Source organism: Scopulibacillus cellulosilyticus, assembly GCF_042665295.1.
Classification (GTDB): Bacteria; Bacillota; Bacilli; order Bacillales; family Sporolactobacillaceae; genus Scopulibacillus_A; species Scopulibacillus_A cellulosilyticus.
Window position 1 is genome coordinate 93,669 of record NZ_JBHTCO010000017.1, and the last position, 26,432, is coordinate 120,100.

26 protein-coding genes are annotated in these 26,432 nt (G+C 38.1%); 14 read left to right on the forward strand and 12 right to left on the reverse strand.

The annotated features are described in order from the left end of the window. Positions 1–78: 78 nt before the first annotated feature. Both cysI and ACFQRG_RS13545 read right to left on the reverse strand, forming a co-directional pair. On the reverse strand, positions 79–1,821 hold the full coding sequence (gene cysI, locus ACFQRG_RS13540) for an assimilatory sulfite reductase (NADPH) hemoprotein subunit (protein ID WP_380966858.1): 1,743 nt from the start codon (positions 1,819–1,821) through the stop codon (positions 79–81). 32 nt (positions 1,822–1,853) lie between these two features. Further along, positions 1,854–3,707: an assimilatory sulfite reductase (NADPH) flavoprotein subunit gene (locus tag ACFQRG_RS13545; protein WP_380966860.1), complete on the reverse strand. Its 1,854-nt coding sequence runs from the start codon at positions 3,705–3,707 to the stop codon at positions 1,854–1,856. Between the two features lie 512 nt (positions 3,708–4,219). Between ACFQRG_RS13545 and hmpA the strand changes: the two genes are divergently transcribed. Continuing rightward, positions 4,220–5,440, forward strand: a complete 1,221-nt coding sequence (gene hmpA / locus ACFQRG_RS13550; RefSeq protein WP_380966862.1) for an NO-inducible flavohemoprotein — start codon at positions 4,220–4,222, stop codon at positions 5,438–5,440. 90 nt (positions 5,441–5,530) lie between these two features. Here hmpA and ACFQRG_RS13555 read toward each other — a convergent pair whose 3' ends face one another. After that, on the reverse strand, positions 5,531–7,321 hold the full coding sequence (locus tag ACFQRG_RS13555) for a terpene cyclase/mutase family protein (RefSeq protein WP_380966864.1): 1,791 nt from the start codon (positions 7,319–7,321) through the stop codon (positions 5,531–5,533). A 312-nt stretch (positions 7,322–7,633) separates the two neighbouring features. Continuing rightward, positions 7,634–7,822, reverse strand: coding sequence for a DUF5370 family protein (locus ACFQRG_RS13560; protein WP_380966866.1), 189 nt, complete (start codon positions 7,820–7,822; stop codon positions 7,634–7,636). 720 nt (positions 7,823–8,542) lie between these two features. Here ACFQRG_RS13560 and ACFQRG_RS13565 point away from each other — a divergent pair. After that, positions 8,543–9,712 (forward strand): MFS transporter, encoded by a 1,170-nt coding sequence (locus tag ACFQRG_RS13565; protein WP_380967036.1) that lies wholly within the window; start codon positions 8,543–8,545, stop codon positions 9,710–9,712. 124 nt (positions 9,713–9,836) lie between these two features. Here ACFQRG_RS13565 and ACFQRG_RS13570 read toward each other — a convergent pair whose 3' ends face one another. Continuing rightward, entirely contained in the window at positions 9,837–10,307 is a 471-nt protein-coding gene (locus ACFQRG_RS13570; RefSeq protein WP_380966868.1) for a DinB family protein, read from the reverse strand. Positions 10,308–10,734: 427 nt separating this feature from the next. Here ACFQRG_RS13570 and ACFQRG_RS13575 point away from each other — a divergent pair, with 427 nt between their 5' ends. Together ACFQRG_RS13575 and ACFQRG_RS13580 are read left to right on the forward strand one after the other, a co-directional pair. Then, positions 10,735–11,835, forward strand: coding sequence for a HesA/MoeB/ThiF family protein (locus ACFQRG_RS13575; RefSeq protein ID WP_380966870.1), 1,101 nt, complete (start codon positions 10,735–10,737; stop codon positions 11,833–11,835). A 35-nt stretch (positions 11,836–11,870) separates the two neighbouring features. After that, positions 11,871–13,106 (forward strand): MFS transporter, encoded by a 1,236-nt coding sequence (locus ACFQRG_RS13580; RefSeq protein WP_380966872.1) that lies wholly within the window; start codon positions 11,871–11,873, stop codon positions 13,104–13,106. 128 nt (positions 13,107–13,234) lie between these two features. Here ACFQRG_RS13580 and ACFQRG_RS13585 read toward each other — a convergent pair whose 3' ends face one another. The 4 genes from ACFQRG_RS13585 to ACFQRG_RS13600 form a co-directional block, all read right to left on the reverse strand. After that, positions 13,235–14,068, reverse strand: a complete 834-nt coding sequence (locus ACFQRG_RS13585; RefSeq protein WP_380967038.1) for an isocitrate lyase/PEP mutase family protein — start codon at positions 14,066–14,068, stop codon at positions 13,235–13,237. 206 nt (positions 14,069–14,274) lie between these two features. After that, entirely contained in the window at positions 14,275–14,622 is a 348-nt protein-coding gene (locus ACFQRG_RS13590; RefSeq protein ID WP_380966874.1) for a hypothetical protein, read from the reverse strand. A gap of 529 nt (positions 14,623–15,151) precedes the next feature. Next, positions 15,152–15,331, reverse strand: a complete 180-nt coding sequence (locus ACFQRG_RS13595) for an SE1832 family protein (protein WP_380966876.1) — start codon at positions 15,329–15,331, stop codon at positions 15,152–15,154. A 194-nt stretch (positions 15,332–15,525) separates the two neighbouring features. After that, positions 15,526–16,467 carry an urea transporter gene (locus tag ACFQRG_RS13600; protein ID WP_380966878.1) on the reverse strand — a complete coding sequence of 314 codons (942 nt, stop codon included), beginning with the start codon at positions 16,465–16,467 and terminating at the stop codon, positions 15,526–15,528. A 292-nt stretch (positions 16,468–16,759) separates the two neighbouring features. Here ACFQRG_RS13600 and ACFQRG_RS13605 point away from each other — a divergent pair, with 292 nt between their 5' ends. The 10 genes from ACFQRG_RS13605 to ACFQRG_RS13650 all read left to right on the forward strand — a co-directional run bounded on the left by ACFQRG_RS13605 (position 16,760) and on the right by ACFQRG_RS13650 (position 24,127). Then, positions 16,760–16,978: a DUF5342 family protein gene (locus tag ACFQRG_RS13605; RefSeq protein WP_380966880.1), complete on the forward strand. Its 219-nt coding sequence runs from the start codon at positions 16,760–16,762 to the stop codon at positions 16,976–16,978. Between the two features lie 323 nt (positions 16,979–17,301). Further along, a complete protein-coding gene (locus ACFQRG_RS13610) occupies positions 17,302–17,604 on the forward strand; it encodes an urease subunit gamma (protein WP_380966882.1) in 303 nt (100 codons plus the stop codon). A gap of 22 nt (positions 17,605–17,626) precedes the next feature. Further along, positions 17,627–17,965 (forward strand): urease subunit beta, encoded by a 339-nt coding sequence (gene ureB, locus ACFQRG_RS13615; RefSeq protein ID WP_380966884.1) that lies wholly within the window; start codon positions 17,627–17,629, stop codon positions 17,963–17,965. Next, the gene (ureC, locus tag ACFQRG_RS13620) at positions 17,962–19,674 is read left to right on the forward strand and encodes an urease subunit alpha (RefSeq protein WP_380966886.1); all 1,713 of its coding nucleotides are present in this window, start codon (positions 17,962–17,964) and stop codon (positions 19,672–19,674) included. Before ureB ends, ureC begins: the two co-directional genes overlap by 4 nt. 9 nt (positions 19,675–19,683) lie before the next feature. Beyond that, the gene (gene ureE / locus ACFQRG_RS13625; RefSeq protein ID WP_380966888.1) at positions 19,684–20,139 is read left to right on the forward strand and encodes an urease accessory protein UreE; all 456 of its coding nucleotides are present in this window, start codon (positions 19,684–19,686) and stop codon (positions 20,137–20,139) included. Next, a complete protein-coding gene (locus tag ACFQRG_RS13630; RefSeq protein WP_380966890.1) occupies positions 20,132–20,818 on the forward strand; it encodes an urease accessory protein UreF in 687 nt (228 codons plus the stop codon). Before ureE ends, ACFQRG_RS13630 begins: the two co-directional genes overlap by 8 nt. 91 nt (positions 20,819–20,909) lie before the next feature. Further along, positions 20,910–21,521, forward strand: a complete 612-nt coding sequence (gene ureG, locus ACFQRG_RS13635) for an urease accessory protein UreG (RefSeq protein WP_380966892.1) — start codon at positions 20,910–20,912, stop codon at positions 21,519–21,521. Between the two features lies 1 nt (position 21,522). Then, the gene (locus tag ACFQRG_RS13640) at positions 21,523–22,347 is read left to right on the forward strand and encodes an urease accessory protein UreD (RefSeq protein WP_380966894.1); all 825 of its coding nucleotides are present in this window, start codon (positions 21,523–21,525) and stop codon (positions 22,345–22,347) included. A gap of 98 nt (positions 22,348–22,445) precedes the next feature. Then, entirely contained in the window at positions 22,446–23,246 is an 801-nt protein-coding gene (locus ACFQRG_RS13645) for a HoxN/HupN/NixA family nickel/cobalt transporter (RefSeq protein ID WP_380966896.1), read from the forward strand. Positions 23,247–23,443: 197 nt separating this feature from the next. Continuing rightward, positions 23,444–24,127: an MBL fold metallo-hydrolase gene (locus tag ACFQRG_RS13650; protein WP_380966898.1), complete on the forward strand. Its 684-nt coding sequence runs from the start codon at positions 23,444–23,446 to the stop codon at positions 24,125–24,127. A gap of 176 nt (positions 24,128–24,303) precedes the next feature. Here the strand turns inward: ACFQRG_RS13650 and ACFQRG_RS13655 are convergent, their stop codons facing one another. The 3 genes from ACFQRG_RS13655 to ACFQRG_RS13665 all read right to left on the reverse strand — a co-directional run bounded on the left by ACFQRG_RS13655 (position 24,304) and on the right by ACFQRG_RS13665 (position 26,432). Continuing rightward, on the reverse strand, positions 24,304–24,594 hold the full coding sequence (locus tag ACFQRG_RS13655) for a hypothetical protein (protein WP_380966900.1): 291 nt from the start codon (positions 24,592–24,594) through the stop codon (positions 24,304–24,306). A gap of 377 nt (positions 24,595–24,971) precedes the next feature. After that, positions 24,972–25,481 carry a MerR family transcriptional regulator gene (locus tag ACFQRG_RS13660; protein ID WP_380966902.1) on the reverse strand — a complete coding sequence of 170 codons (510 nt, stop codon included), beginning with the start codon at positions 25,479–25,481 and terminating at the stop codon, positions 24,972–24,974. A gap of 159 nt (positions 25,482–25,640) precedes the next feature. Beyond that, the gene (locus ACFQRG_RS13665) at positions 25,641–26,432 is read right to left on the reverse strand and encodes a carbon-nitrogen family hydrolase (RefSeq protein ID WP_380966904.1); all 792 of its coding nucleotides are present in this window, start codon (positions 26,430–26,432) and stop codon (positions 25,641–25,643) included.

Genomic DNA, 26,432 nt, shown 5'->3' on the forward strand with positions numbered 1-26,432 from the left:
CACCCAGATGCTTAAGTAATAAGTATCTGGGTGTTTTGCTAAATAATTAACTTTTCTCCGATAGTGTGTTTTCAAAGGCTAAACCGTTACTGGTGATTTTTTTTTATGAAAGTCAAGTCCCGAGAGAACTTCTTCAACGTAGCCGGCACGAATCACAAAATCTCCAAAGTGTTCACCTTCATGACGTTCTTTCGCATATTGAAAAAGAATAGGACGGAGTGTTTCCAGGATCTCCTCTTCTCCTATATTTTCGCGGTAAAGTTTGTTTAGGCGCTCACCAGCGAAACCGCCGCCAAGATACATATTGTATTTACCCGGCGCTTTGCCGATAAAGGCAATTTCCGCTAATCCCGGACGTGAACAGCCGTTAGGGCATCCTGACATACGTATAACGATTTCTTCATCATGAAGACCGGCTTCATCTAAAATAACCTCAATCTTATCCAGTAAAGAAGGAAGATACCGTTCAGATTCCGCCATAGCAAGCCCGCAAGTCGGAAGAGCTACACAAGCCATGGAATTTCTTCTCAGAGCGGAGTAGTGCTTGCCTTCAGTAAGTCCGTACTTTTTGACTAACTCGTTTATTTCTTGCTTCTTTTCGCTGTCAACATTAGCGATAATCAGGTTTTGGTTCGGGGTTAGCCGGAATTCCCCAGTATGAACTTTGGCAATCTCCCTTAGACCCGTCATAAGCGGATAGTCTTTAAAGTCTTTGATACGTCCGTTTTGAATAAATAGATTCAAATGCCACTTGCCGTTACTGCTCCGGGCCCAGCCATAGCGGTCGCCGTTATGGTCAAAATGATAAGGGCGTGCTTCTTCAAGCTCCCAACCTAACCTGTCATTTAATTCATCTTTAAACCAATCAAGGCCTCTGGCATCGATCGTGTATTTAAAGCGTGCATTTTTTCTATCTGAGCGGTTGCCGTAATCTCTTTGGATTGTGATAACTTTTTCTGCCACCTCAACGATTTTATTGACCGGAATGAATCCAATGACACGGGCAACCTGCGGGTAAGTGTTTGTATTTCCGTGAGTCATACCCATGCCGCCGCCAACAGCAACATTAAATCCTTTAAGCTGTCCTTCTTCTAAAATCGCAATGAAACCTAAATCATGAGAGAAGATATCTACGTCATTTGTAGGAGGCACCGCTATACCAATTTTAAATTTCCGGGGCAAATACACGGGACCGTACATAGGCTCAATATCTTCATCTGCTTCACGGCTGTCTGCCACTTTTTCTTCATCAAGCCAGATCTCATGATAGGCTTTTGTCCGCGGTGCCAAGTATTTATCCAGTTTATCGGCCCACTCGTAAACCTCCGAATGAATCTCTGATTGGTAAGGATTAGGGCTGCACATCACATTCCTGTTGACATCACCGCAAGCGGCCAGCGTACTGAGCAGTGCTCCGTTAATTTCTTGAAAAGTTTTCTTTAAATCCCACTTAAGAATACCGTGCATTTGAAAACACTGCCGGGTCGTCAGTTTAATTGTTCCATCGCCATATTTTTGGGCCAGATTGTCCAAGACTAACCATTGTTCAGGCGCCGTTACACCGCCCGGGGTACGTACACGCACCATAAACTGATAATCAGGTTCGAGTTTCTGCCGCCTGCGTTCATCCCGTAAATCTCTGTCATCCTGCTGGTAACTCCCGTGGAACTTTAACAACTTATTATCGTCATCAGACAGTGCACCTGTTAACTGATCTTTGAGCCCTTCAGCAATCGTTCCGCGAAGAAAGTTGCTTTCCCGCTTTATCCGCTCAAGGTCGCTTGGTTTTCCGTTATTTGGCGCTATACCTTTATTATCCATCGTAAAACTCCTTTCAATTAATCTTCAGCACGTCAATACACATCACGTTGATAACGTTTTTCCTGGCGCATTTGTGTCAAATAGAGTTCTGCTTCGTCCTGGGTCATGCCGCCTTCTTTTTCAAGGATCGCCTGCAATGTATGGTGAACGTCCTTAGCCATGTTCTTTTCGTCGCCGCAAACATATACATTGGCCCCATCTTTAAGCCATTGATAGATGTCCCGGCTTTTCTCAAGCATGCGGTGCTGGACATAAACCTTTTCAGCATTATCGCGGGAAAATGCGACATCCATTCTAGATAAAACACCTTCCTTAAGCCACTTTTGCCATTCAACCTGATAAAGAAAGTCTGACTTAAAATGCTGATCACCGAAAAATAACCACGTTTTTCCGAGCGTGCCTGTTTCCTCTCTTTCTTGCAGGAATGATCTGAAAGGAGCAACGCCAGTGCCGGGTCCAATCATGATGACCGGCGTTTCAGAATCCGACGGAAATTTGAAATTAGGATTACGGTGGATATAGATAGGCAATAGGTCGCCGGGTTCTATCCGTTCTGCGCACTGTCCGGAGCAAACACCAATCCGGTTGCGTCCGAGTGCTTCATATCTAACGGTTCCAATTGTAAGATGAACCTCATCCGGGTTCGCCTTAAAGCTGCTCGAGATTGAGTAAAGCCGAACAGGTATCCTGCGAAGAATCTGTAAAAATTCGCTTGGCGCTACTTTTCCAGGCGGGAAATCCCGTATCAAATCAAGCAGATCGCGCCCATCGAGATAGGATTTAAGTTCTTCCTCATGTCCTGATGCAATGAGTTCTGTCAGCTTTTCATTGGAGAAAAGCTGTGCTGCCTGTGTAAGCATCGGCTTTGTCAGTCTGGTAATCTCGAAATGGGAGATCAGAGCCTTACGTAATGTGCTCGTTTCACCTTGTTTATTTACAGGAACGATTTCTTCAGGGTTCCAATTCATCTCATTAATGATATTGTCTGCTAAGCCGGGATCATTTTCCGGGAAAATGCCGAGACTGTCACCCGGTTCAAATTTAAAATTAGACCCCTCGAGAGATAATTCAAGATGACGGGTTTCTTTGTTTGACCCGCGGCCGCTAAGTTTTAAATTTTCTAATACCTCAGCTTTAAAAGGATTAGTTCTTGAATAGACCGGCTTTTCTGTTTGCAATGCCGCTGCTGCCTGTGCAGTTGAAAGTATTTGTTCACCGGCAGGATTAGACTCCTGAGCCTCGCTTAATTTACTTAAAACACCCTCAACCCATTCCGCGGCTGGTTCATCAAAATCTACGTCACAATCAATCCGGGGGTAAAAACGTTCTCCCCCTAATTCCTCAAGCCGTTTATCAAAATCTTTGCCAGTCTGACAGAAAAATTCGTAAGACTGGTCTCCGAGTGAGAGTACTGAGAATCTCAGACCATCCAATTGGGGTGCCCGTTTACTGTTAAGAAATTCATAGAAGGACAAAGCATTGTCCGGCGGATCCCCTTCTCCATGAGTGGCCGTAATAATCAGCAAATCCTGAACATTTTTTAAAGTTTTTGGCTTGAAATCGTCCATCGAAGATAGAGTTGCTTTAAATCCTTGTTCCTCTAATTTCCGATGCATCTCTTCAGCAAGCGATTGTGCATTGCCGGTCTCGGAGCCAAAGAGCACCGTGACTTCCCGGGAAGCAGACTGGCTGACATTTTGAGAAGATCCTTCGGTGACGAGAAGACTTTGACCGGCGGTATCAGCCGTTGTAGAAATGGCTGCTTCAAAACTGGAAAGATACCCGCTGAGCCAAATTTTTTGTTTATCTGTTAGTGTTGGCAGCAACTGATTAAGAAGCTCTGCCTGCTCCTGACTAAAAGGACTGTTCGTTACTTGGAAATTCAAAATATTCACCTCGCAAATGAGTACATTTACTTTTTAAATAAAGCCTTCGGTTGTCCGATCAGCCATTTTTTCACTTTCAGAATAATCAAGATATCTAAATGAAGAAAGTTTTATAAGGGCTCCTGTACGGCGCAATTCATAGGAGCTAATCATAGCCCGATGCAAAGCGGAAAGGAAGGCCTTTTCATGCAGTAAGCTTTGCAACCAGGCAGTTGCTTGCGCCTTGGGGCTTGGTACCAGCCAAATTTTCTTTAATTTTTTATTATTATTTATAATAACCCCAATTATTCCGATGAGTCAACTTAGAATTTGTTAATAATTTTTAAAAGGATGAAGTTAGATCTTTAGAAGCTAATAATCAGGGAGATAACGGGGAAAGTGCATCAAGATTTAAAGGAATTAAAAAGGATAATAAAGCTAATACTCATAAAGGAAAGTCAAAAAGGGCAAAAAAGTGTCTTCGGCTATTAAATAATGAAAAACTATTCTTTTATATTGTAGGTGATTAATCAATGCTTGATGAAAAAACACTTGAAATTGTTAAATCAACAGCACCCGTTTTAAAAGAGCACAGTGATGAAATTGGCAAACATTTTTACAAACTTTTATTTTCAAAGGCTCCTGAACTTTATAATATGTTTAATCAAACAAATCAAAAAAGAGGAATACAGCAAGAAGCGCTGGCTTATGCAGTCTATGCAGCTGGGGAAAATATCAATCATTTAGATGAAATAAAGCCTCTTGTTATGCGGATTGCCGAAAAGCATAGGGCTTTGGGTGTTAAACCTGAACAATATCCAGTTGTAGGTGAAACATTGCTTCAAGCTGTAAAAGATGTCCTTGGCGACGCTGCCACAGATGAAATCATTGATGCTTGGGCAGCCGCTTACAATTATATCGCAGATGCCTTCATAAGCATTGAAAAAGAACTCTATGATAAAACAGAACATGAAACTGGCGGCTGGTTGGGCTTTCGTGACTTTATTGTAGATAAAAAGGTACCGGAGACGGACCAGGTGACGTCCTTTTATCTTAAACCTAAAGATGGAAGAGCAATAGCCGCGTATCAAGCGGGGCAATATCTGACACTGAAAGCAGCCATTGAAGGCGAGAAGTACACACATATGCGGCATTACAGCTTATCGGATGCCCCAGGCAAAGATTATTATCGAATTAGTGTTAAACGTGAAGAGGCTCATGGGGATGCGCCGGAAGGGATCGTATCTAATTATCTTCATAAAAAGGTTAAAGAAGGCGATGTTTTGCAGTTTGCCGCTCCAGCCGGTGATTTTACTGTAACGTACAATGACCTGCCAATCGTGCTGATTAGCGGCGGCATTGGACTAACCCCTCTAATGAGTATGCTGGAAATGCTTGTTGAGAAACAGCCGGAGCGATCGGTAACTTTTATACATGCGACAATGAATAGTACAACTCACGCTATGAAAAGCCGTGTTGAACAATTAGTTGCAGATCATAACAATGTAAAATCATATGTTTGTTACGAAAAGCCAACAGAAGATGATAAAAACTCACGTAACTTTGATAAAGAAGGGTTTATAGATCTTGAATGGTTAAAATCAATCTTGCCTGGCAATCAAGCTGATTTTTATTTTTGCGGGCCCATCCCTTTTATGAAAGCGGTCAATCAAGCGCTTAAGGATTTCGGTGTGTCTAAAGAACACAGCCATTATGAAGTCTTTAATCCAATCAGTATTTTGGAGGAAGCGTAAAGCCTTGCTTCTGCAGCTAATAAGTTAAACCTTCTAAAGTGCAAAAGAAAACCGCATTCAAAAAAGAAATGCGGTTTTTTTTACAGTGAATTAAAATTCTCTTATTTTATCAATATAATGACTTAAAGCCAATAACGGCCAAATATGCGGATAACTATGATAATAAATATAAAAATGCCCCGGTAACCCGGCACCCATTGGATATGTCAAGGATTTCTCAGGATGGTTTTCCCGATTTAATATATAGTCGATGCCTTTTTCAATCTCTGTGGTCGGCTTTTCATAAATTGATATTAAGGTATCGACTGCCCAGGAGGTTTGTACAATTGTAGAATATGTGAGGGGCACAAAGGTACGCTTTTGATCACTTTTACATGATTCACCCCAGCCGCCGTCTGATCGCTGAATATTCTTTATCCATTCAGCTGCCTTTTGAATAGCCGGGTGATGGGATGGTACCCCGACAGCTTTTAATCCGGTTACGGCCGCCCATGTACCATAAATATAAGAAACACCCCATCGGCCATACCATGAACCGTCGTCTTTCTGATTTTCTATTAACCAACGTACACCTGATTCTATACGCGGATGACGAATGGTTAACCTTAAATAGTTGCCGAAAAATTCAAGTGTCCGACCTGTTAAATCAGCCGTTGATGGATCTATGAAAGTATCTTTCAAATTTTCAATAGGTAATAGGGTAATGATGGATTGGTGGGTATTTTTGTCAAAGGATCCCCAGCCGCCATCATCATTCTGCATGTCAAGAAGCCATTTGACACCTGCATTCCAGGCTTTTCGATATTCATTATGATCAAGCGTAAACCGGGAAATAGCACGTAAAGCGGCTTGTGTATCATCAATGTCTGGAAGACTTGAATTATTCTCTGAAAATCCCCATCCTCCTTCAGTGCGATAATCCTTTTGAAAAGAAAGTAAGTATTTTGCTGAAGACAAAATGGCTGGATCATCAATAGAGAGTCCCGCTTCCTGCAAGGCATAACTGAACAATGCGGTGTCCCATATCGTTGAGGATGAATTTTGTATGTGACAGTCTTCATCAATTTTAAATAATAAAGATTTTAAGCCGGCGACAGCATTTTGTAAATGGCGTGAATGAGAATCATAGCCTAATGCAAGGAAGGCATAGATCATAAAAAACGTTGCACTGGCATAACTGAACAAGGTGCCATCCGCTTCAATCCCCTTAAGCATATATGATTCAGCTTTCTTAATCGCAGGTTTTGCCAAGAATTTTGATATTGAATAAATTCGTTTGCTTTTTCTTTTACGTTTTTTCGATATTGAAAATAAATGAGATAAATCAGGCGTCCACTGATTTCTAAATGAAGGCTTATGATGGCCTAATATTAAAATCGGTGCCAAGTGGGCTTTAACATAGGAACTTAATTTATATGAATGTATTTTATTCATCATAAAAAGCGGAAACGGGAAAAAATATGGCCAAGGATAAAGGTCATTAAGTGCTAACATAAATTTTGTTGAAACGTGTGTATTTTCAAGGCCGCCTTTCTTGAGAATAAATGACTCAGCTTTTTTCATATTGTTATCGGAGCCATCAGCATAACCTGAAAATAGCAAAGCAGTATAGGCTTCAACTGTTGCTGACAGGTTTCCGCTTTCATCATCATACAACCGCCAAGCGCCATTTGATTGCTGCGTATTTAATAAACGATTAACCAGAGCTTTGATCAAATCTTCCTCTTTATATTCAAGAACACGGAGAATGATAATCATATAGGCATCTGTCATTGGGCCGCTCTCAAAGCAGTATTTCCACGAACCGTCATCGGATTGATTTTTTTTAATATGATTGATCATCTGATGAATTTCACTTTTAACTTTTTCCTTAATAATCATTCCTTTCCCATCCCTTGCCGAATTGATTTATAACATGACTGATATAGGATATGATCAAAAGCGTGTAATACGGAATAGTTTGAATGACTATTTTGGCAGTGAAAGGAGTCGGAGCTGCTCCTAAATGGAAAATTTGGCTCATAAAAGAGGGGAAATGCTCATAACGGGGATAATTCGCTCATAATTGGAATATGGTTGCCCATAAAAGTGAAGAAGCCGCTTAGGGGTGTCGTTTAAAACTGAAGGAAATGATACTTATAAATTAAAAAGGGACTGTCCTAAAAGTAAAGAAGACTTTTAAGACAGCACCATTTATCTTTCATTATTAAAAAATGAATCAACAACTTGTTCAATCTTTTCAGGATCAGGATCTTGACCGGTAAATTGGAAAGGCATTTCTTGTAAAAACATACCATCTTTATATACGTGTACAGCGCCTTTTTGCAACATCACACTATATTCAACATCAAACGTGTATCCGTTCTTCTGAATGGCTCCCATTTATATTCCCCTTTCTGTCATCCGTATTTTTCCACATATAAGACAAGTTATGTAAAAAACATTTATATGATAAACTGGACTAAGAATTTATCAGATTTTTGAAATAAGGCGTATAAAAGAACATTACTAATCGGAAAGGTGAGGTTTATGGCAAAGTTAAAGCAGAGCGCATCGCCCATGCTAAGCCTGTCAAAATATTAATTGATGAAGACTTGCTGCAATATGATAAAATTTGGGCAGCAGCCGGACATCCAAAGGCCGTTTTTCCGCTTACATCTGATGAACTTGTACATAAGACTGATGGACAGGTTTGTGTAATAAAGGAGCAGCTTTAGAGATATAGCTCTTGACATGTAAATGTTTCAAGGGCATATATATCAACTTTTATGGAATTTGATTGTATTTTTTATACAAAAGACTCTTGTAATTTTTGCCTTTTAGCATTAATGTATATAGAAGTAAAGGGATTTTCCGAATTTTTTTAGATTATACGATATTAACTGAGATGGGTGTCTAAATCAGAAATACATGTTTTGTGAAGCTTCAAATGTGAAGGTTCTTTTTTGTTTTCTTTTTAAGGAATTTCTGGACGTTAATATTTTAGTTTATTAAACTTTTCATTTTCGTACGATTAACAAATAAATATAGAAAGGAAGTAGATTTGTTTTGTCGTTTCAATCGAACAGTCTTGAGCAGTCCCTTTGGACAAAGTCATTCATAATGCTGATATTTGGGAACTTTTTTACTTTTATGGGTTTCCAAATGTTAATACCTATTATGCCGCCCCATATTCAAGACATTGGTGCCTCGGGGGTTGAAATTGGTTTGGTCACAACGTTATTTTCACTGGGTGCTGTTTTTATGAGACCCTTTATCGGGTTTTTACTTGAATTCAGAACCCGTAAACCGCTTGTATTAATCGGTATTTTGTCACTGTTTGTTATTACGATATTTTATCCGCTAACACAAATTGTTTTTGTTTTCCTATTGATCCGTTTATTCCACGGCTTAGCATGGGGATGGGCTACAACTTCTAATGGGACGGCAGCCGTTGACAACGTCCCGCCGAAAAGACTTGGTGAAGGCATGGGTTATTACGGCCTTTCGGCGACGATTGGTATGGTTATTGCACCGAGCTTAGGCATTTTCCTTTATAATCATTATAATTTTCGTGTCACCAATACCGTGTCTGTGATATTGTGTGCTATTGCTATTATCTTATTGTCTATAAGTAAATACCGGTCGCCAGACAATGTAAAAAATGTAAAACGGGAAGAGCTGAAATTTTCTTTTTTTGGTTCTCTGATTGATAAGACCAGCTGGTATCAGGCACTAGTTACATTGATGGCGACTTTTGGATATGGGACGGTGACGACTTTTATTGTTATTTTTGCTACTGCACGCGGCATCCATCAGATTTATTTATTTTATTTATTTAATGCCATTGTAGCGACCTTTTCAAGACCTTTAACAGGAAGGCTATTTGATAGAAAAGGTCCAAAAACCATTATACTTATTTGTGCTTTTCTCGCATTTGCCGCGCTTTGGGTGCTGTCGTTTGCCACTTCAAATATTTTTATTATTATTTCCGGTATTTTGTTTGGCGCTGGTTACGGATCGCTTCTTCCAACGCTTCAAGCATGGATCCTGTCGCAAACGAAACCGGAACGGCGCGGCGTTGCCAATGGTATGTATTATTCAGCCATTGATTTAGGCATTGGTCTCAGCGGATTAGTGTTTGGTGTTGTTTCACAATTTGTCGGCATTTCAACAATATTTAAGATATCAAGCTTCTTCTTTATTTTAGTTATGATTCTTACAATATTTTATCGGAAGAGGCATGTAGGAAAGAGTATAAAGGTGCAGCGGTCACGCAGGACGGGAGCCTGAAGAAGGCACCCGGATTGATCCAGGTATCTTTTTAAGGTCTTTAGACGTAGTATTCGTTGTCCCGTAAAGAACAATAGAACCGATTTTCCTATCACATAAGGAAAATCGGTTCTTTATTAAACAATTAATCCCAAATATTAGGTCTTTTAACTTTCATTGTTCTTAAATAGTCTAAAAGTTGTCCCGTATGTACTGCTTCGTGATATGCTATACGCATTAACATATCTCCTAATGAACGAATATACCCTTCATCGGAACGATCTATTTTGATTGCACTTAGATCTTCATTAGAAAAGGAGCGAACTGTCTGTAAAAATTGTTGATGATAAGTCTCTGCAAAATCTAATTCATCTTCAACTGAAATAAATGGCCTTTTTTCAAATGGAGAATGAAAATCTTTCAAGCTTCCTCTATTTTCAATGGCAAGGCAATAATAATACTCTGATTCTAATACATGGCGGACCATTTCTAAACATGTCATGGCGCTTTCATCTGGCTTCCAATTCAATTTATCACCGGGAATGGCTTTCCATACAATAGTACTTCTTCTTCGAGTTTCTTTCAGGTTTAATATTAATAAATCAATAGTGTTCATTTATTTCTCCTCCTTTTTTAACCTTTTAAATTAAGTTTAATAGAGAAATTAAATAAAATGCAAATATTGTTTTTTGACGATAATTTCTGCCAAACAGAAGAGTTTGTTTTGAATGTTAATCACCCTTGTTTATATCAAATTAATAGTTAGTTTCATATAGTAGATGTTTCCTATTTCTTACGTTACTTCCTATAAATGATACAAAAGGTATATTGTGGACCGAAAATTTTTATAGTATTGTGAAAATATCTTAGAACAGGAGGTGTTAAATATGAGGATTAATGTTAAAAAAGCAAGCAAAAAAGCTGGTGTTGTATTAGGTTTCCCAGGTTAATAACTTCCAAGGGTATTACTTAAGATTTTAGAAATAGGGAACTATCTGATGATAGTTCCCTATTTCAGTAAATTTATACAGGAGGTCTTTTTGATGATTAAACCTAAATTTAAAGAAACAATACCGGTGTTTTTTGTAAATAATGAAATACATATAGGTGAAGAAGATGGTGTAGCAGGAATCATTGAAGACCCTAACGGCAGTATTAAATATCTAATATCGTTAATCGATGGAAAAAATACTATTGAAGATATTACAGAGAAAGTGTTACTTAAGTATCCAAACATTACTTCTCAAGAAGTACATGAAGCGATTAAATCATTAGATGAAGAAAAATATCTTGAAGACAACTCTATTAGTCCAAGAGTAATGGGTGAATACGAAAGAGAACGATATAAGGCAAATTTAAACTTTTTTTCGCTCTTTACATCTTTAGAAGATAGTAAATTTGAGATTCAAGAAAAAATTATGCATACAAATATTGCTTTATTAGGTATTGGGGGTTTAGGCAGCCAAATATTATATCATTTGGCGGGATTAGGATTTCATAATATAAATGCCTTAGACTTTGATACTTTAGAGTTGAGCAATTTTAACCGACAGTTGTTATATTCTGAAGAAAATATCAATGAACTAAAGACAGTACTTGCTAAGAAAAGGATTTCAGAGTTTAATCCTAATATCAACTTAAATATTACAAACAAACGGATCGAATGTTCAGAAGACGTTATGAACCATATTAAAAATAGCGAATATGTCATTTGTGTCGCTGATAAACCTACATTATATATTCAAGACTGGGTAAATGAAGCTGCAGTCAAGTTGAGAAAGCCTTTAGTTTCAGGTGGAATACTAAATACCAGAGGGCGTTTCTTTTCTGTGATACCCGGAAAAACTGGTTGTGTAGAGTGTCATAAAAAGACCCTAATGGAAAGTGATAGAACTGTTAATGAGGAACTTAATAATATGAATCAAGTAAACTTTCAGAGAAATAATGCAGCAATTAGTCCAAATGTAGCCATGCTAGCCGGTGCTATGGTTAATGAAGTTTTAGGACTAGTTACAGGTATTAGCAAACCCATATCATTAGGGAAAATGATGGAATTAAACTTCTCAACATATCAAACATATTCTATTTCAGAGTGGGAAAGACAAGACAATTGTCCAGTTTGTCATTCCATACTGCAACATTAACTCATTAATATTATAGCTGCTAAGAAGGGATATATATGAAATCTTATCAAGTATTAAAAAACAAAGATTTTTTATTTATATTTCTAAGTGCTACAACCAGCAACTTTGGTACTTCATTTTTTCAGGTTGCATTACCTTTATTAGTTTATAAACTAACCAAATCACCAAGTTTAATGGCTGTAACCTTTGTGTTAGAAATAACTCCTCAAGTTTTATTTAGCTTATTAGGAGGAGCCTTTGCAGATAAAATAAGCAAAAAGATCATTTTATTGGCAGGAGACATTATCTCAGCTGCCTTAGTTATTATCATTCCTATCACAGGACTAACAAATCATTTAGACGTTTGGATTGTCTATGTTATAGGATTTTTATTATCTTCAATTAGTGCATTTTATCATCCCAGCTTTGAATCTATAGTTCCAGAAATTTTACAAGGAAAAAATTTAATTCAAGGTAATTCTTTATTAAAGTTGTCTGAAACGATAACTACATTTATAGGTCCTTCTATAGCAGGTGTTTTAATATCCATAATTGGAACAATAAACCTGTTATATTTTAACTTTTTCACTTATTTCTTTTCAGCAGTATTTATTAGTTTCATAGCTAATAAATATAAGAATAACAATAATGACAATTCATCAATTTTGATTTCTATTAGAGAAGGTATTGATTACGTCGTTAAAACTAAAATTATATTAACAGGTACTATTTTTATATTTTTAATAAATTTAGGATATGGAGCAATGGAATCTTTATTCATGTTTTATCTGAAAGGTACGTTAAATCTTTCCTCTCAATACATTGGATTAGTGTTTTCTTTACAGACATTAGGATCATTTTTAGCCATTTATTTAGCCAATAAATTAAACAAATTACCAAGAGGAAATGTCATCATTTTAGCCGGAATCTTAATAGGGTTAGGACAAACAGCATTAATATTTTCTCAAGGGCTATTAATTATATTAATTACATGCAGAATAATCATTATAGGATCAGTTACTCTATTATCAATTAATTGGTTTACTTTACGACAAGAAGTCGTTCCATCTGGTCTGCTCGGTCGTGTTATTAGCTCAACACGTATGTTAGCTTATTTAGCTTTGCCTTTTGGCGGGATGCTGTCAGGTATATTTGTTCAGTATATACATGTAAAAGTCATATTTATTTTAGCTGGCCTTATTACAGTCATAGTATCTGTTATCGGGATTAAAACAGCATTATTTAAAAAAAATCAACAAGTTAAGAACGACATCACTAGTGGAACTAACTGAATATATACACTGATTTTCTATTGCATATTAGTGTCGATGGAATGTGGAGAAAAATTATACTTTTCTCCACATTCTTTATTTCACTTCGTATTGGTTCTAATTATTATGCCGCTATTAAGTCTTCCTTCTTACATAAGTTCGGTTACTTTTCCATAGGACAAAACATTCTCCGTTATTCGGTGAAAAGTTCTTTGGTTTTTAATCTCTTCACAAATTTCCTTAAGTAAAGTCACAGTAGATCTAAAGGGAGCAGATCCGCAACTTAATCTTTCTATTCCAATTTTTGAAAGCTCCGTTGTAGAAGGCATTTCCGGACTCACCAATAGATTAATTGGGCAAGAAATTTTTTGGCGAAGGGCACGAATAACCTCCAAGTCATTTAAGCCAGGAACAAATATACAATCGGCGCCAGCTTCCTCGTAAGCTTCAGCCCTTTTTATTGTTTCTTGAAAACGCTGATAGGGATTGCCAACATCTAACCAATACATATCAGTACGTGCATTAATAAATAATGCAGTATCGGTTGAAATAGAAAGATTTTTAATGGCCTTGATCTTTTCTTTTTGTAATGAAATATCAAAAACAGGATGTTCAGGATCCCCTGTACCGTCTTCAATATTAATTCCGACTGCTCCAGCTTCTATGACCCTCTTTACAGTATTTAACACTTCATTTACGGTTGATCCATATCCGGCTTCGATATCCGCGCTGACGGGAATATTTACAGAGCTCACGATGTTTTTAATTGTCCCGATCATTTTTTCCAAGGGTATATTCTGTCCATCTTTGAACCCTAAAGAAGCAGCGATACCTGCGCTTGTTGTCCCTATTGCCTCAAACCCACACTCCTCAAATATTTTAGCACTGATGACATCCCAAGCGTTTGGGAGTACAAAAACAGTATTTTGTTTATGAAGCTTGGAGAATTTTTTCGCCTTTAAGGAATGATCTATACTATTCATCATAAAGCCCCTTTCATGTAATTTTTACACAGCAGATGTTTTCGGCCCAATTATCACAGACGAAAGAAAATGCAACTATATAGTTATGGTACAGGAGCGGATCATCATCCGTAATATTTATTCATTACGTAGTAAAAATTTATAAACAAAAATTCTTAATGATGTAAATCCGTGTTTTACCGGCTATACCTCATAAAGACGTACAGCTATATCTTAGGGCCGCCGTTATCATTTGTTAAATATGTTTGGGTTTCAATTTTCCTTTTATGAGCCTTGTCTTTGTAAAATTTAATAACGTGTTTCGTTTGAAAAGTTGTTCCAACCATTCTAAAATACTGTTTATCGGAATATTGGATCCAATTACCTTTTTTTGATCCATTAAGATCTGCAGCTGCTGGGGCTGATAATAATGTAGACCATTTCGATTTTTCGGTATAATTTATAGTTTTACTGTAATGCCAAGAATCTTCATATACACTTTTAAATCCGAATTCAAGTGATATGACTAAAATCACCAAAGCTAAAAATAAAGCTGAGACTAAGACCTTTTTCAATTCTTCAACGCCCCCTTTTGTTGTTTATTTTTTTAAAATAAATAGCTATTGCCATTATAATATTTTAATATATTGAATATTTTGTAACCCTTACCCGACTACAGTTCATTTTACGTAATACAGGGAATAAACCCAAGAAGGCAATTTTCCCATTTTTAAAGGGGATAAAGGTAGGAAAATATAGAGAACTATATATAAAAAGGAACGATGAATCGTTGCTATATGCCTAAAAATGTTATTTAAACACTGAAATCAATTCTTCTTAATTTAAAGGGGAAGCGGTTTTCGCGTACTTAAGCGGTGCAACTTTATTTCAAAACTGTGATTATAATCATTGGATGAACAACAATTGCATATGGCGAAGGAGGGCCAGTGCCGGAGGGCGTAAAGAAAAGAATACCGTCTCAACAAGTTAGCAACGATGGTATAAAATTTGTTTCCTTAGTAAATTGAAGTCTCGGCTTATTTAAAAAACTGGCAGGAATTCTGCCAGTTTTTTAATGAGAGATAATTTAGTAATGTATGATTATTACTTCGCCTTTGCCAACTGCTTTCTCATTTCTTTAAGTTCTTCTTCAATTTTTATAAGAACCTTTTCAGTCCTCTCGGTATTTGCGCCAACAGATTCCATCTTTTCAAGATCACTTTGAATACGTACATAATCAGATTTTAACTCAATGATACGTTGTTCTATTTCTTCCTTTGTCATTTCGATCACCTCGTTCGCCGTTGTGTACTTTTATATTAATTCTTATTTGTTTAATGTGGCAAGAAGACCGTATTTTTAACCTTTATCATTTCATCATGGATAAAGGTAGAGAAAGTTTATAGAAATAAAAACTTTTTTGTTGAAAAAATGCCTATGTATGTTCATAAAAATCAAATCCCGCAGATTTCAATTATCTAGAGCTTAGGGAAGACCTTCCTTGCACCAATAAAAAGCCAAGAAGTAAGTACAAAAGGCATAGTCAAAGCTGGTAGCCCGAATGGCAACAAATAAGAGTCAACACCGGCTGTGATTGGTACTGTGACGATGGCTGCTATAATCCCGGTCAATGGCGCAAATCGACTCCTGATATCGAAAACTGCAGCAACGGCAATAATAGTTAATACGGCATTATACCCATAAAGTCCTAGATTGATCGAGGTAATATCTGCTCCTAGCATATAAGCTGATACCCAGCCGATGACTGTTCCTAAGGCAGTATAGAGGCCTAATTTCCAACCGGCGCAGAATATGCCAATCAAAATTATAATCCCAGACCAAAACTTGTCTTGCAAAAATATTTGACCAATGCCGCGAACCAACCCATCCTTCCAATCTATATGGCCAATTGTACTCAATTTCCAATGGGAAAGAGTCTGCGGTACCAGGTTCGGACTTAGTTTGATCAAGCCTAAATGGTAGGAAGCGAGTAACACAATCCATGTTACAGCAATAAAAGGGAACGTAAGCACCGGAATCCCGGAAGAGCGCATGACATGCATCATCGCAGCCGTCAAAAGAGCAGCAACTGCCGCACCGGCTAAAGCAATAATCCAGCGCTGACCGCCGGTTAAATTTAACGATAATGCTATTCCCGCCAAAACGGAATTATAACCAAATAAGCCTTGTTTGACGGTTTTTTGATCTGCCCCGCCTGCATGTCCAATTAATGTTCCTATAAGTGCGGATGCAATGGTGATGATCCCTATAGGAAGAGAAGCAATCGCTATGGCAATCAGAATGATCAACCCGGTCAAAGCGTTCTCAATCAAAATGACTTGCGAAATGCCTTTTAATGATGCTGATATTAATGAGAAAAATGCCCCGTTAGTAAATGAACTTTGTTTGCTATTTTGCATTACAATCACTTCTTTCTTTATTAGAAGATTAATAGGGCTTTTGTACTAGCATATTGTTGCTGTTTTTAAGTAACCGTACATGATTACCGGGGGCTGTAACGCTTATTTAAAGAATGACTAATATTATAGCAAACCTTCGAAAAATAGAAAAAACATTTATTTGATTTTCTAACAGTTTTCTCATCAAATTTTAATCTTTATCTCATCAAGTTATAATCCTTGATGGTTATTATTATAAACAAAGGAACATAATTTATTTAAAGGCATATCCAAAAAGATTGGAGGCGTTATCATGTTTAAAGATTTTGAGATAAAACCAATGTTTGAAGATCAAATACACGAGAGACATCAATTTTCCTTAAATATTTTAGGAAGTAATTATAGCGGCATATATCATAAAGGAGATATTCAATGGTTTAATCCGCATCCTAAAAATAATTTATCGAACGACCATTTAGGAAATGTTGAATCTAAAATCCACGAATTATTATTTGACTATTTGAAACAGTGATACTTTAATGAAACTATATGAATGATGTCCCGTATAAAAAAACGTTATACGGGATTTTTTGTGTCTAAAGACACATGTTTATTTCAAAAATTTGATTGTTTTACTTTTAACGGGCGAATTTGAATGTTATTACATATGTATAAAATTCGACAATTGATACAATAAAATCGACAGATCTTAAGCGGAGGATTATAATTTTATTAACGGTGCTCGTTCCCTTTAGGACTATTTAAGATTAGTCTATAGGTGATTTGAGTGCTTTTTGTTTTTAGTGTGAAAAAACTCTATCCAGGTAAAATGGGTATTCAGCAAGGAGGGTTGGTATGCGTTTATCACCTCGGGAGCAAGAGAAGCTCATGATTGTTGTAGCTGCAGATCTGGCCAAACGCCGAAAGGAAAGAGGATTAAAGTTAAACTATCCGGAAGCGGTAGCGATGATTACATACGAAATTATGGAAGGTGCCCGTGATGGAAAGACAGTTGCCGAATTGATGCAATATGGAGCAACGATTTTGAAGCGTGAAGATGTCATGGAAGGTATTCCGGAAATGATCGATGATATACAAGTGGAATGTACTTTCCCTGATGGAACAAAACTAGTGACTGTACACAGCCCAATTAGATAAAACGCTGGGAGGCTAGTAATCTATGAAACTAGGAAAGTTTGTGCCTGGGCAATTATTCTTAAAAGATGAAGATATTCTTTGTAATAAAGGAAGAAAAACATTGAAAGTCACGGTTACAAATACAGGTGATCGGCCGGTTCAAGTCGGTTCTCATTTTCATTTTTATGAAGTTAATGAGGCGCTTCAATTTAACCGGGATGAAACTTTCGGAACCCGCTTAAACGTTCCGGCGGGAGCGGCAGTACGCTTTGAACCTGGAGATAAAAAAGAAGTTGAATTAGTGGATTACGCCGGTGAACGCCGTGTTTACGGATTTAACAATAAAACAGACAGGGAACTCGAAAGCGGGTGTGGCAAATGAGTTTTAAAATGTCGAGAGAACAATATGCCCAAATGTACGGTCCGACAACAGGTGATGCGGTCCGTCTGGCGGATACTGATTTAATCATTGAGATAGAAAAAGATCATACCGTCTATGGGGATGAAGTGGTCTTTGGCGGAGGGAAGGTTATTCGCGACGGGATGGGGCAGCATCCACTTGTCACCCGCGGTGATAATATTCCCGACTTGGTTATTACCAACGCTGTTATTATAGATTATACCGGGATTTATAAAGCAGACATCGGTATACGGAATGGGAAAATAATGGCCATTGGTAAAAGCGGCAACCCGTTAGTTATGGAAGGCGTTGACATTGTTATTGGGGCATCGACAGAAGTTATCGCGGCTGAAGGAATGATTGTAACTGCCGGCGGCATTGATGCACATGTCCATTTTATTAATCCTTCTCAAGTTGATACGGCGCTTGCATCAGGTTTAACGACATTAATTGGCGGAGGTACAGGACCAAGCGCTGGTTCCAGAGCTACAACCGTTACCCCGGGCGAATGGAATATTCACCGGATGCTTGAAGCCGCAGAAGGGTTGCCTATTAATGTCGGTTTCACCGGAAAAGGTCAAGCTGCTTCAGAAGAACCGTTAGCAGAACAAGTAAGAGCTGGCGCCATTGGCTTAAAGGTTCATGAAGATTGGGGAGCAACCGCTTCAGCCATTGATTATGCGTTAAAAGTCGCGGACAAGTTTGATGTTCAAGTGGCCCTTCATGCAGATACCTTAAATGAGGGCGGATTTTTAGAGAATACGATGGCTGCTATTAAAGACCGGGTCATTCATATGTATCATACCGAAGGCGCAGGCGGCGGACATGCCCCGGATTTAATTAAATCAGCAAGTTATTTAAATGTTCTTCCGTCATCTACGAATCCGACTCTTCCTTATACGGTTAATACAATAGAAGAGCATCTTGATATGTTGATGGTTTGTCACCATTTAAACCCTTCTGTTCCAGAAGATATTGCCTTCGCTGATTCCCGTATTCGCCGTGAAACGATTGCGGCAGAAGATATCTTGCAAGATATGGGGATCTTCAGCATGGTCAGTTCGGATGCCCAGGCAATGGGACGGGTTGGAGAGGTTATTCTCCGCACATGGCAGACAGCGGATAAAATGAAAAAGCAAAGAGGTAAAATGGCAGGTGATAAAGGCATTGCTGACAATAATCGTGTCAAACGCTATGTTGCCAAATATACAATTAATCCTGCCATTACCCACGGTGTTTCTGATTATATTGGTTCAATAGAAGTTGGAAAAATAGCCGATCTCGTTATTTGGAAACCTGCGTTTTTTGGCGTGAAACCTGAAATGGTATTAAAAAGCGGCATGATTGTCCAAAGTCTGATGGGGGATCCTAATGCATCCATTCCGACACCCGAACCTAACTTATATCGCCCGATGTACGCTTCATATGGAAAAGCTTTATCGAAAAGCTCAATAACGTTTGTTTCGAAAGCTGCGATTGATGAAGATGTTAAAAATAAACTTGGGTTGGAAAAAACGATTCTCCCTGTCCGCGGCATTCGAACCCTTACGAAAAAAGATATGAAACTTAATAATGAAACACCTGCAATAACCGTAGACCCGCAAACGTATGAGGTAAGGGTGGACGGTGAGTTATTGACCTGCGACCCTGTTGATGAAGTGCCAATGGGGCAACGATATTTTCTTTTCTGAGGTGGAGCAATGATTATCGAAAAAGTTATTACAAACATTAATGATATGGAATCGGAAGAATTAAAAAAGCGTCATATTGAAAAGGTTTATCTTGAAAGCGGACACTTGGTAAAACGTATTCAAAGATTAAAAACAGATCACAATAGAGAAATTGGTATTCGTCTTCGTGATCCTAAAGATCTCATGGCTGGTGATGTCTTGTATATGGACGACAAAAATATGATTATTGTAGACGTCATGCCTGATGATTTACTGATCATCCGTCCGCGCAGCCTGAAGGAAATGGGAACGATCGCCCATCAGCTGGGAAACCGGCATTTACCCGCACAATTTGAAGATAATGAAATGCTTGTACAGTACGATTACTTAGTAGAAGAGTTGCTTGAAGATCTCGGAATTCCATACGCTCGTGAGAAAAGGAAAGTAAAAGAAGCTTTCCGTCATATAGGACACAGTCATGAATGATCAATTATTTCCTTTAATCCAGTTATGCGATTCCAACTTCCCAACGGGAGCGTTCAGTCATTCCTTCGGTTTGGAAACATACATCCAAGAGGGGAAAGTATATAATAAGGAAACTTTCTCTAAGTGGCTTCAGGTCTATTTAAATGAACAGCTTGTCTATACAGACGGACTTGCTTGCCGCCTTGTGTATGAAGCACTTGAAAAGGATGACATTCAAAAGGTATGGAACCTTGATCAAATGTTAATCGCCCAAATTCTCCCGCGTGAAACAAGAGAAGGTACACACAGGGTCGGAGAAAGGATGCTGAGTATTGTCGAATCATTGTATGATGTGCCTGCTCTTTCTTTATATCGAAACCGTATAGACAACAATCAATCTTTTGGTCATTCTGCTATTGTCTTTACGATGGTTGCCCATCACCTGAGTGCTTCTAAATCCACTGCTGTTTTATATTATTTATATATGACTATTTCAAGTCTTGTTCAAAATGCTGTACGGGGAATTCCATTAGGTCAAACAGCGGGACAGAAAACGATTAGAGAGTTTCAATCACTTTTACAAGATGCTGTTAAGAAAATTGAATGTTTAGATGAAGATGACTTCGGTATTGTTTCACCAGGCCTTGAATTATCGCAAATGAAACATGAACGGGTAAATATACGAATTTTTATGTCTTAAAAATATGTTCAAAAGATCTTGGGACAAGCATTAGTTGCCGCCCTCTTTTGAACATTCACTTAAATTTGTAATCATTAAGGAAGTGTTTTTAATGGAGCCAATTATCATCGGATTAGGCGGTCCTGTTGGAGCAGGAAAAACCATGTTGGCTGAAAGATTGACGAGGTTTATGAGTGATGAGATCAGCATGGCAGTAGTCACAAATGATATCTATACAAAAGAAGATGCTAAAATTCTAATTAGAAGCGGTGTATTGCCTGAAGATCGGATTATTGGCGTTGAAACCGGGGGATGTCCTCATACAGCAATAAGGGAAGATGTCTCTATGAATGTAGCCGCCATTGAAGATTTGAAAAAGCGCCATCCGGATGTACAATTGATATTAGTTGAAAGCGGCGGTGATAATCTCGCCGCAACATTCAGCCCTGAGCTCGTAGACTTTTCTATTTATATTATTGACGTAGCACAAGGTGAAAAGATCCCGCGTAAAGGCGGGCAGGGAATGATTAAATCTGATTTATTCATTATTAATAAAACGGACTTGGCGCCTTATGTTGGCGCAAGTCTCGAAGTGATGGAATCTGACACAAAAGTCTTCCGCGGTGATAAACCATTTGTATTTACAAATTTAAAAGAAAATGATGGACTTGATAAAGTGATAGATTGGATCAAACAAAATGCATTATTAGTAGGATTGGATTGATATGAAAGATTGGACAGGTATCTTACGGTTAGAGGCAGAAAATAGACTGGGAAAAACAGTCGCGAAAGATATATTTTTTCAGGGTGCTTTCAAAGTACAGCGCCCTCATTATTATGATGGATCAGGACAAGCCTGTTATTATATATTAAATCCGGGCGGCGGTTATTTAAACGGGGATCGCTATAAAATGGAATTTTTGTTAAATGAGCAGTCAGAATTGCTCCTGACGACACAATCGGCAACAAAAGTGTATAAAACACCAACACAGCCCGTCTATCAGGAAACTGAAATTTCTCTTAAGGCCGGAAGTTATCTTGAGTATATTCCCGATCCGCTTATTGCGTATCGTCATGCGCGGTATAAGCAAAAAAATATTATTCGCATGGAAAAAGGCTCGACATTTCTCTATACGGATATACTTACTCCAGGATGGTCTCCGGATGGGGAATTGTTTGCATACGATATGCTTCAGTTAAAAAATGAAATTTATATGGATGACCGTCTGGTTGTCTATGATCATATTAAATTAAATCCATTAGAGCAGATTATTTATGAAATTGGATTTATGGAAGGTTTTACTCATTTAGGTTCAATGATTGTTATTGGGGAGCAAGTAAATGCTGAGTTTCTCGATCGTTTGTACGAGTCATTAGAAGTTAATACATCGCAATACAGTGTCGGCCTCTCGCTCTTGCCCGTCCCCGGTTTTACTCTCCGGGTATTAGCGGCATCGACCCAGCAGATTGAAAGCATCTTTGCCCGTTGCCATCAAATGATTCGTCAAGAATGGTTTAACAGGAAGCCTGTCTTTCTTAGAAAATATTAATATTTTTTTGCCATAAATAGAGGAATCATTTATGGCAATGGTGAATCAAAATGGGGTAAATATTGAAGGTAATTTTATAACAAAGGATGAAACGGTGAATGTCAACTTTAATATTAATCCTCGTAGTCTTTATACTTGGAATCCGGCACGGCTTGGATGCTGATCATCTCGCATATATTGACGGTGTTGCACGGTTTAATTGGAAGGAAAATAGTCCGTTTGCCCGCTGGGTAGGGACTTTCTTTTCCTTTGGACATGCCTCTGTTGTTGTTGTTATTGCTATTATTCTTGGCACAGTGAGCAGGCATTTTACTTACCCAAGTTATTTTGATGCTATTGGATCATGGGTTTCTATTATTTCTTTATTTTTAATTGGCACCCTTAATCTTTATAACCTATTAAAAACAGCCAAAAATCAAGAATATCAACCGAGCGGTATTAAAGGAAAAATGATTCCTAAACTGTTCCGGGAAACGACCAATCCATTTGTCATTATTTTGACAGGCGTCTTTTTTGCCGCGGCTGCTGATACAGTCAGTCAAACGGCAGTGTGGGCGTTGGCAGCCGCCCATCAGGCAAGCTTCATGCCGGTTATATTAGGCTTTACATTTATGATTGGTATGATGATCACAGATACAGCAGATTCATTGATTACTTATAGGATGATTAATCAATCCGGCAAAATGGGTCAAGTTGCTTCAAAGGTTATGGGCTGGATCATTGTTGCACTGGCCTATGGCGTTTCGCTTTATGAAATGATCACTTTCTTTAAACCATCAGCGGAAGTAAACTTCGAAGTTGTCGGAGTTGTCATTTTTGCTATTATCGCGTGCTGTTACATTATTTTAAAAGTAAAAAAAGCTCAAGATATGTCTAATAACTCTGATGCCGCGCATTAATGGCTGGAAAAGAAAAGTGTAGGGAACTGCTCCTCTGCACTTTTTTTATTTATCCTTCTTTTCCGATGTGATTAGAGGAGAGGCATTTGTTTTCGCTAAAATCAGCGTCATGATAAAATGATAAAGATTAATCCATTATATAAGAAACACTAACCATAATAAGGAGGTGTCCCAAAGCCATTGGGCTTTGGTATGACATGAAAATTGCAAACGGTGTAGAAATGCTGGAATTAAAAACTGACGTTACAGGGCATCAAATGACCTTACATCCGTCTTTGGTTTGGGATAGTGATAATGTTGTTTTAATTGATGCAGGAGTACCTGGACAAGCAGATCAGATTCGTGCAGAAATGGAAAAAGCAGGCGTTTCATTCGATAAACTTACGACTGTTATTTTAACGCATCAAGACTTTGATCATATTGGCAGCCTTCCGGAAATTATTCAGCAATCAAAAAATAAAATTGAAGTTATCGCTCATGAAGCAGATAAGCCGTACATCGAAGGCGAAAAACTCTTGATGAAAATGGATCGTGAGCGGGCGGAAAAAATGACCCCTCCTAAGGCAAAAGTTGATAAAACGGTTGCCGATCAAGAAGAATTGCCTTATTGCGGAGGCATTAAAGTTATTTATACACCGGGACATACACCGGGCCATATCAGCCTGTACTTAGAGAAAAGCAAAACACTGATCACTGGTGATGCCATTGTTAGTGAAAATGGCCGTCTTATCGGTCCAAACCCGCCATTTACACCTGATATGGACCTTGCTCTTCAATCTATAAAGAAATTTACTGAATATGATATTCAATCTGTTATTTGTTATCATGGCGGCTTGTGCACTGATAACGTGAATCAACAGCTGCGCGATATAGTAAAATAACCGGCTAATAAAAAGACGCTCTTTCATCAATGGAAAGGAGCGTCTTTAAATTTTAATAACTTTATTTCTTAACTAAATACAAAGACAGGCCACTGAAACAATTAAGATTCCTTCGTTAAGTTAAATTACATAAGTGTAAGAAATTATGGTTGAATGAATTCCAATGGCGGTACACCTTATTGACTGCTTCCTTTTTCTATTTCATATTTAAGTGCAATCAATGTACGGGCGGTCTGGATTTCAGCGGCACTGATGGCTAACACTTCACATCCTCTTTTCACCTTTAAATCGTACAGCGGACTATATTTTATTGACCCAGTCTCTAACCTGCTTAGTATCATTTCGTCAATGCCGCAAGCTTCTCCAAAAGCACTGAGGGACATGTTTCTTAAGCACCGTAAATAACGGATTTCTTCTGGATTAAACGCATATGTGTAGGGGAGTTTTCTTTCACCAATTCCAATCATTGTTAAAACACCTCACATTTGATAGATTATTTTGGTGGCTATAATCAATTGTTTAAAAGTAGTCAAAGTTAATTTCCGCCTAATTCTTCGTCAAAAAATGACATTTTGCTAATCCTATTATAAAATATAAGTATCAGAAAAGGTAACCGTTTTGAGAATTTTATATATTTATCATACTTGATGTCGGAAAATAATGAAAGAAATAGGTTTTAATTTTTCTCAGCCAAATGAGAAACTAAGTCAAGAAAATCAGAAAGATGAGAGAGTTAGATTCCAAAAAAGTTTATGTAAAAGATGTTTTATTCTAAATAAAAATAAACCACCCTTCAAGTTAAAGGGTGGCTGACCTTTAATTAGCTGCTCACTAATAGGCAGCATTATTTTTTACTGAAAAGTCTGGTCCAAAATCCAGTTTTTTTTGCTGGCTGTTCCTCGTCCGGTTCTGTGGCTGCCGCAATTTGCTTTGTTTCCTGAAACTCCCTAAGTACCTTCATCAACTGTTGGTCTCGTCGGTGGCTATCCTCTTTGTAAGCATGTTCAAGTTCTTTAACATTATCGGTTAAATCTAACTCTGTTTTTTTAAAACTTGTAACATCTTCATCAGCGGCAAATGCTGGATCGTTCTCAGAATCATCCGGCTTATCGTCATCAATTATTTTAGGAAACTCATTTTTTAAAGCGGCTTCAACATCAGCTGTTTCGAATCTTTCTTCATAAAGTGTTTTAATTCGTGCTAATACCTTTACGGCTGAATCTTCATATCTTCTGCCGCGTTGTCCCCCGCGATGAGCAAAAAAGTCTGGAAAGTTGGAGATATAGCGACGAATTGAACTGTCAGTTATATTTGTTCTTTCGGCTAATTCTTTGATCGTAAGCCATTCTGTCATTAGCTTCCCCCTTATCGTTACTGCCTATTAGGCAGTTATTAGTTATTACTAACAGATTTTACAGTACATATTTGACGTCACTTGTCTCCAGTCCTGCCAAGCCTTATGATTCTTTGTCCAAAAAAAAGGCGGGGCTAGCCCGCCTTTCTTGACATTAATTTACCGCAACACACGGTGCTTCAGCTGAGGGAAAGTTTTACGAATTTGATCAATCTGATCGAGGTTAATTTCACTTTTGACTATCGTTTCAAATTCCCCGGCTGATGCCATAACGACTCCCCAAGGATCAACAATTTGACTATGTCCTGACATAAGGACGCCTTTTGTTGTTCCCGCACAATTACTTGATATAAGGAAGCATTGATTTTCCAGGGCACGAGCTGCATTAAACAGCTTCCAATGTTCAAGACGCTGGTGAGGCCAAGCTGAAGTAATAAGCAATATTTTTGCCCCTTTATCAACTTGAGCACGATAGAGTTCCGGGAAACGAAGATCATAGCATGTGGATAAACCAACCTTCCCAAATTCAGTATCCACGACTGCCGGCGTATCCCCCGCAGTCAATATCTCTCCTTCCAGTGAACCGTAACGGAACAGGTGAATTTTTCGGCTGGTACCAACCATTTTTCCCTCGCGATTAAATAAAACACTAGTATTATAGTAATTATCGCCGTCTTTTTCTACAAAACTACCGGCAAATAACCACGCGTTTAATTCTTTTGCTTTTGCGGAAAAACGTTGTACAAACGGCCCGTCTAACGGCTCTGCTTCATTCGTATAAAGATCAAATGCAAAATAGCCGGTGGCCCAAATTTCTGGAAGAAGAATAAGGTCTTGATCTTTCAAGTTATCCAACATCTTATCCACGCGTTCAATTCGTTGTTCTTTTGACTCCTTATCCGGAATCTCAAGTTGAACACTAGCCACTTTGATTGAATTTACCATTGTCAT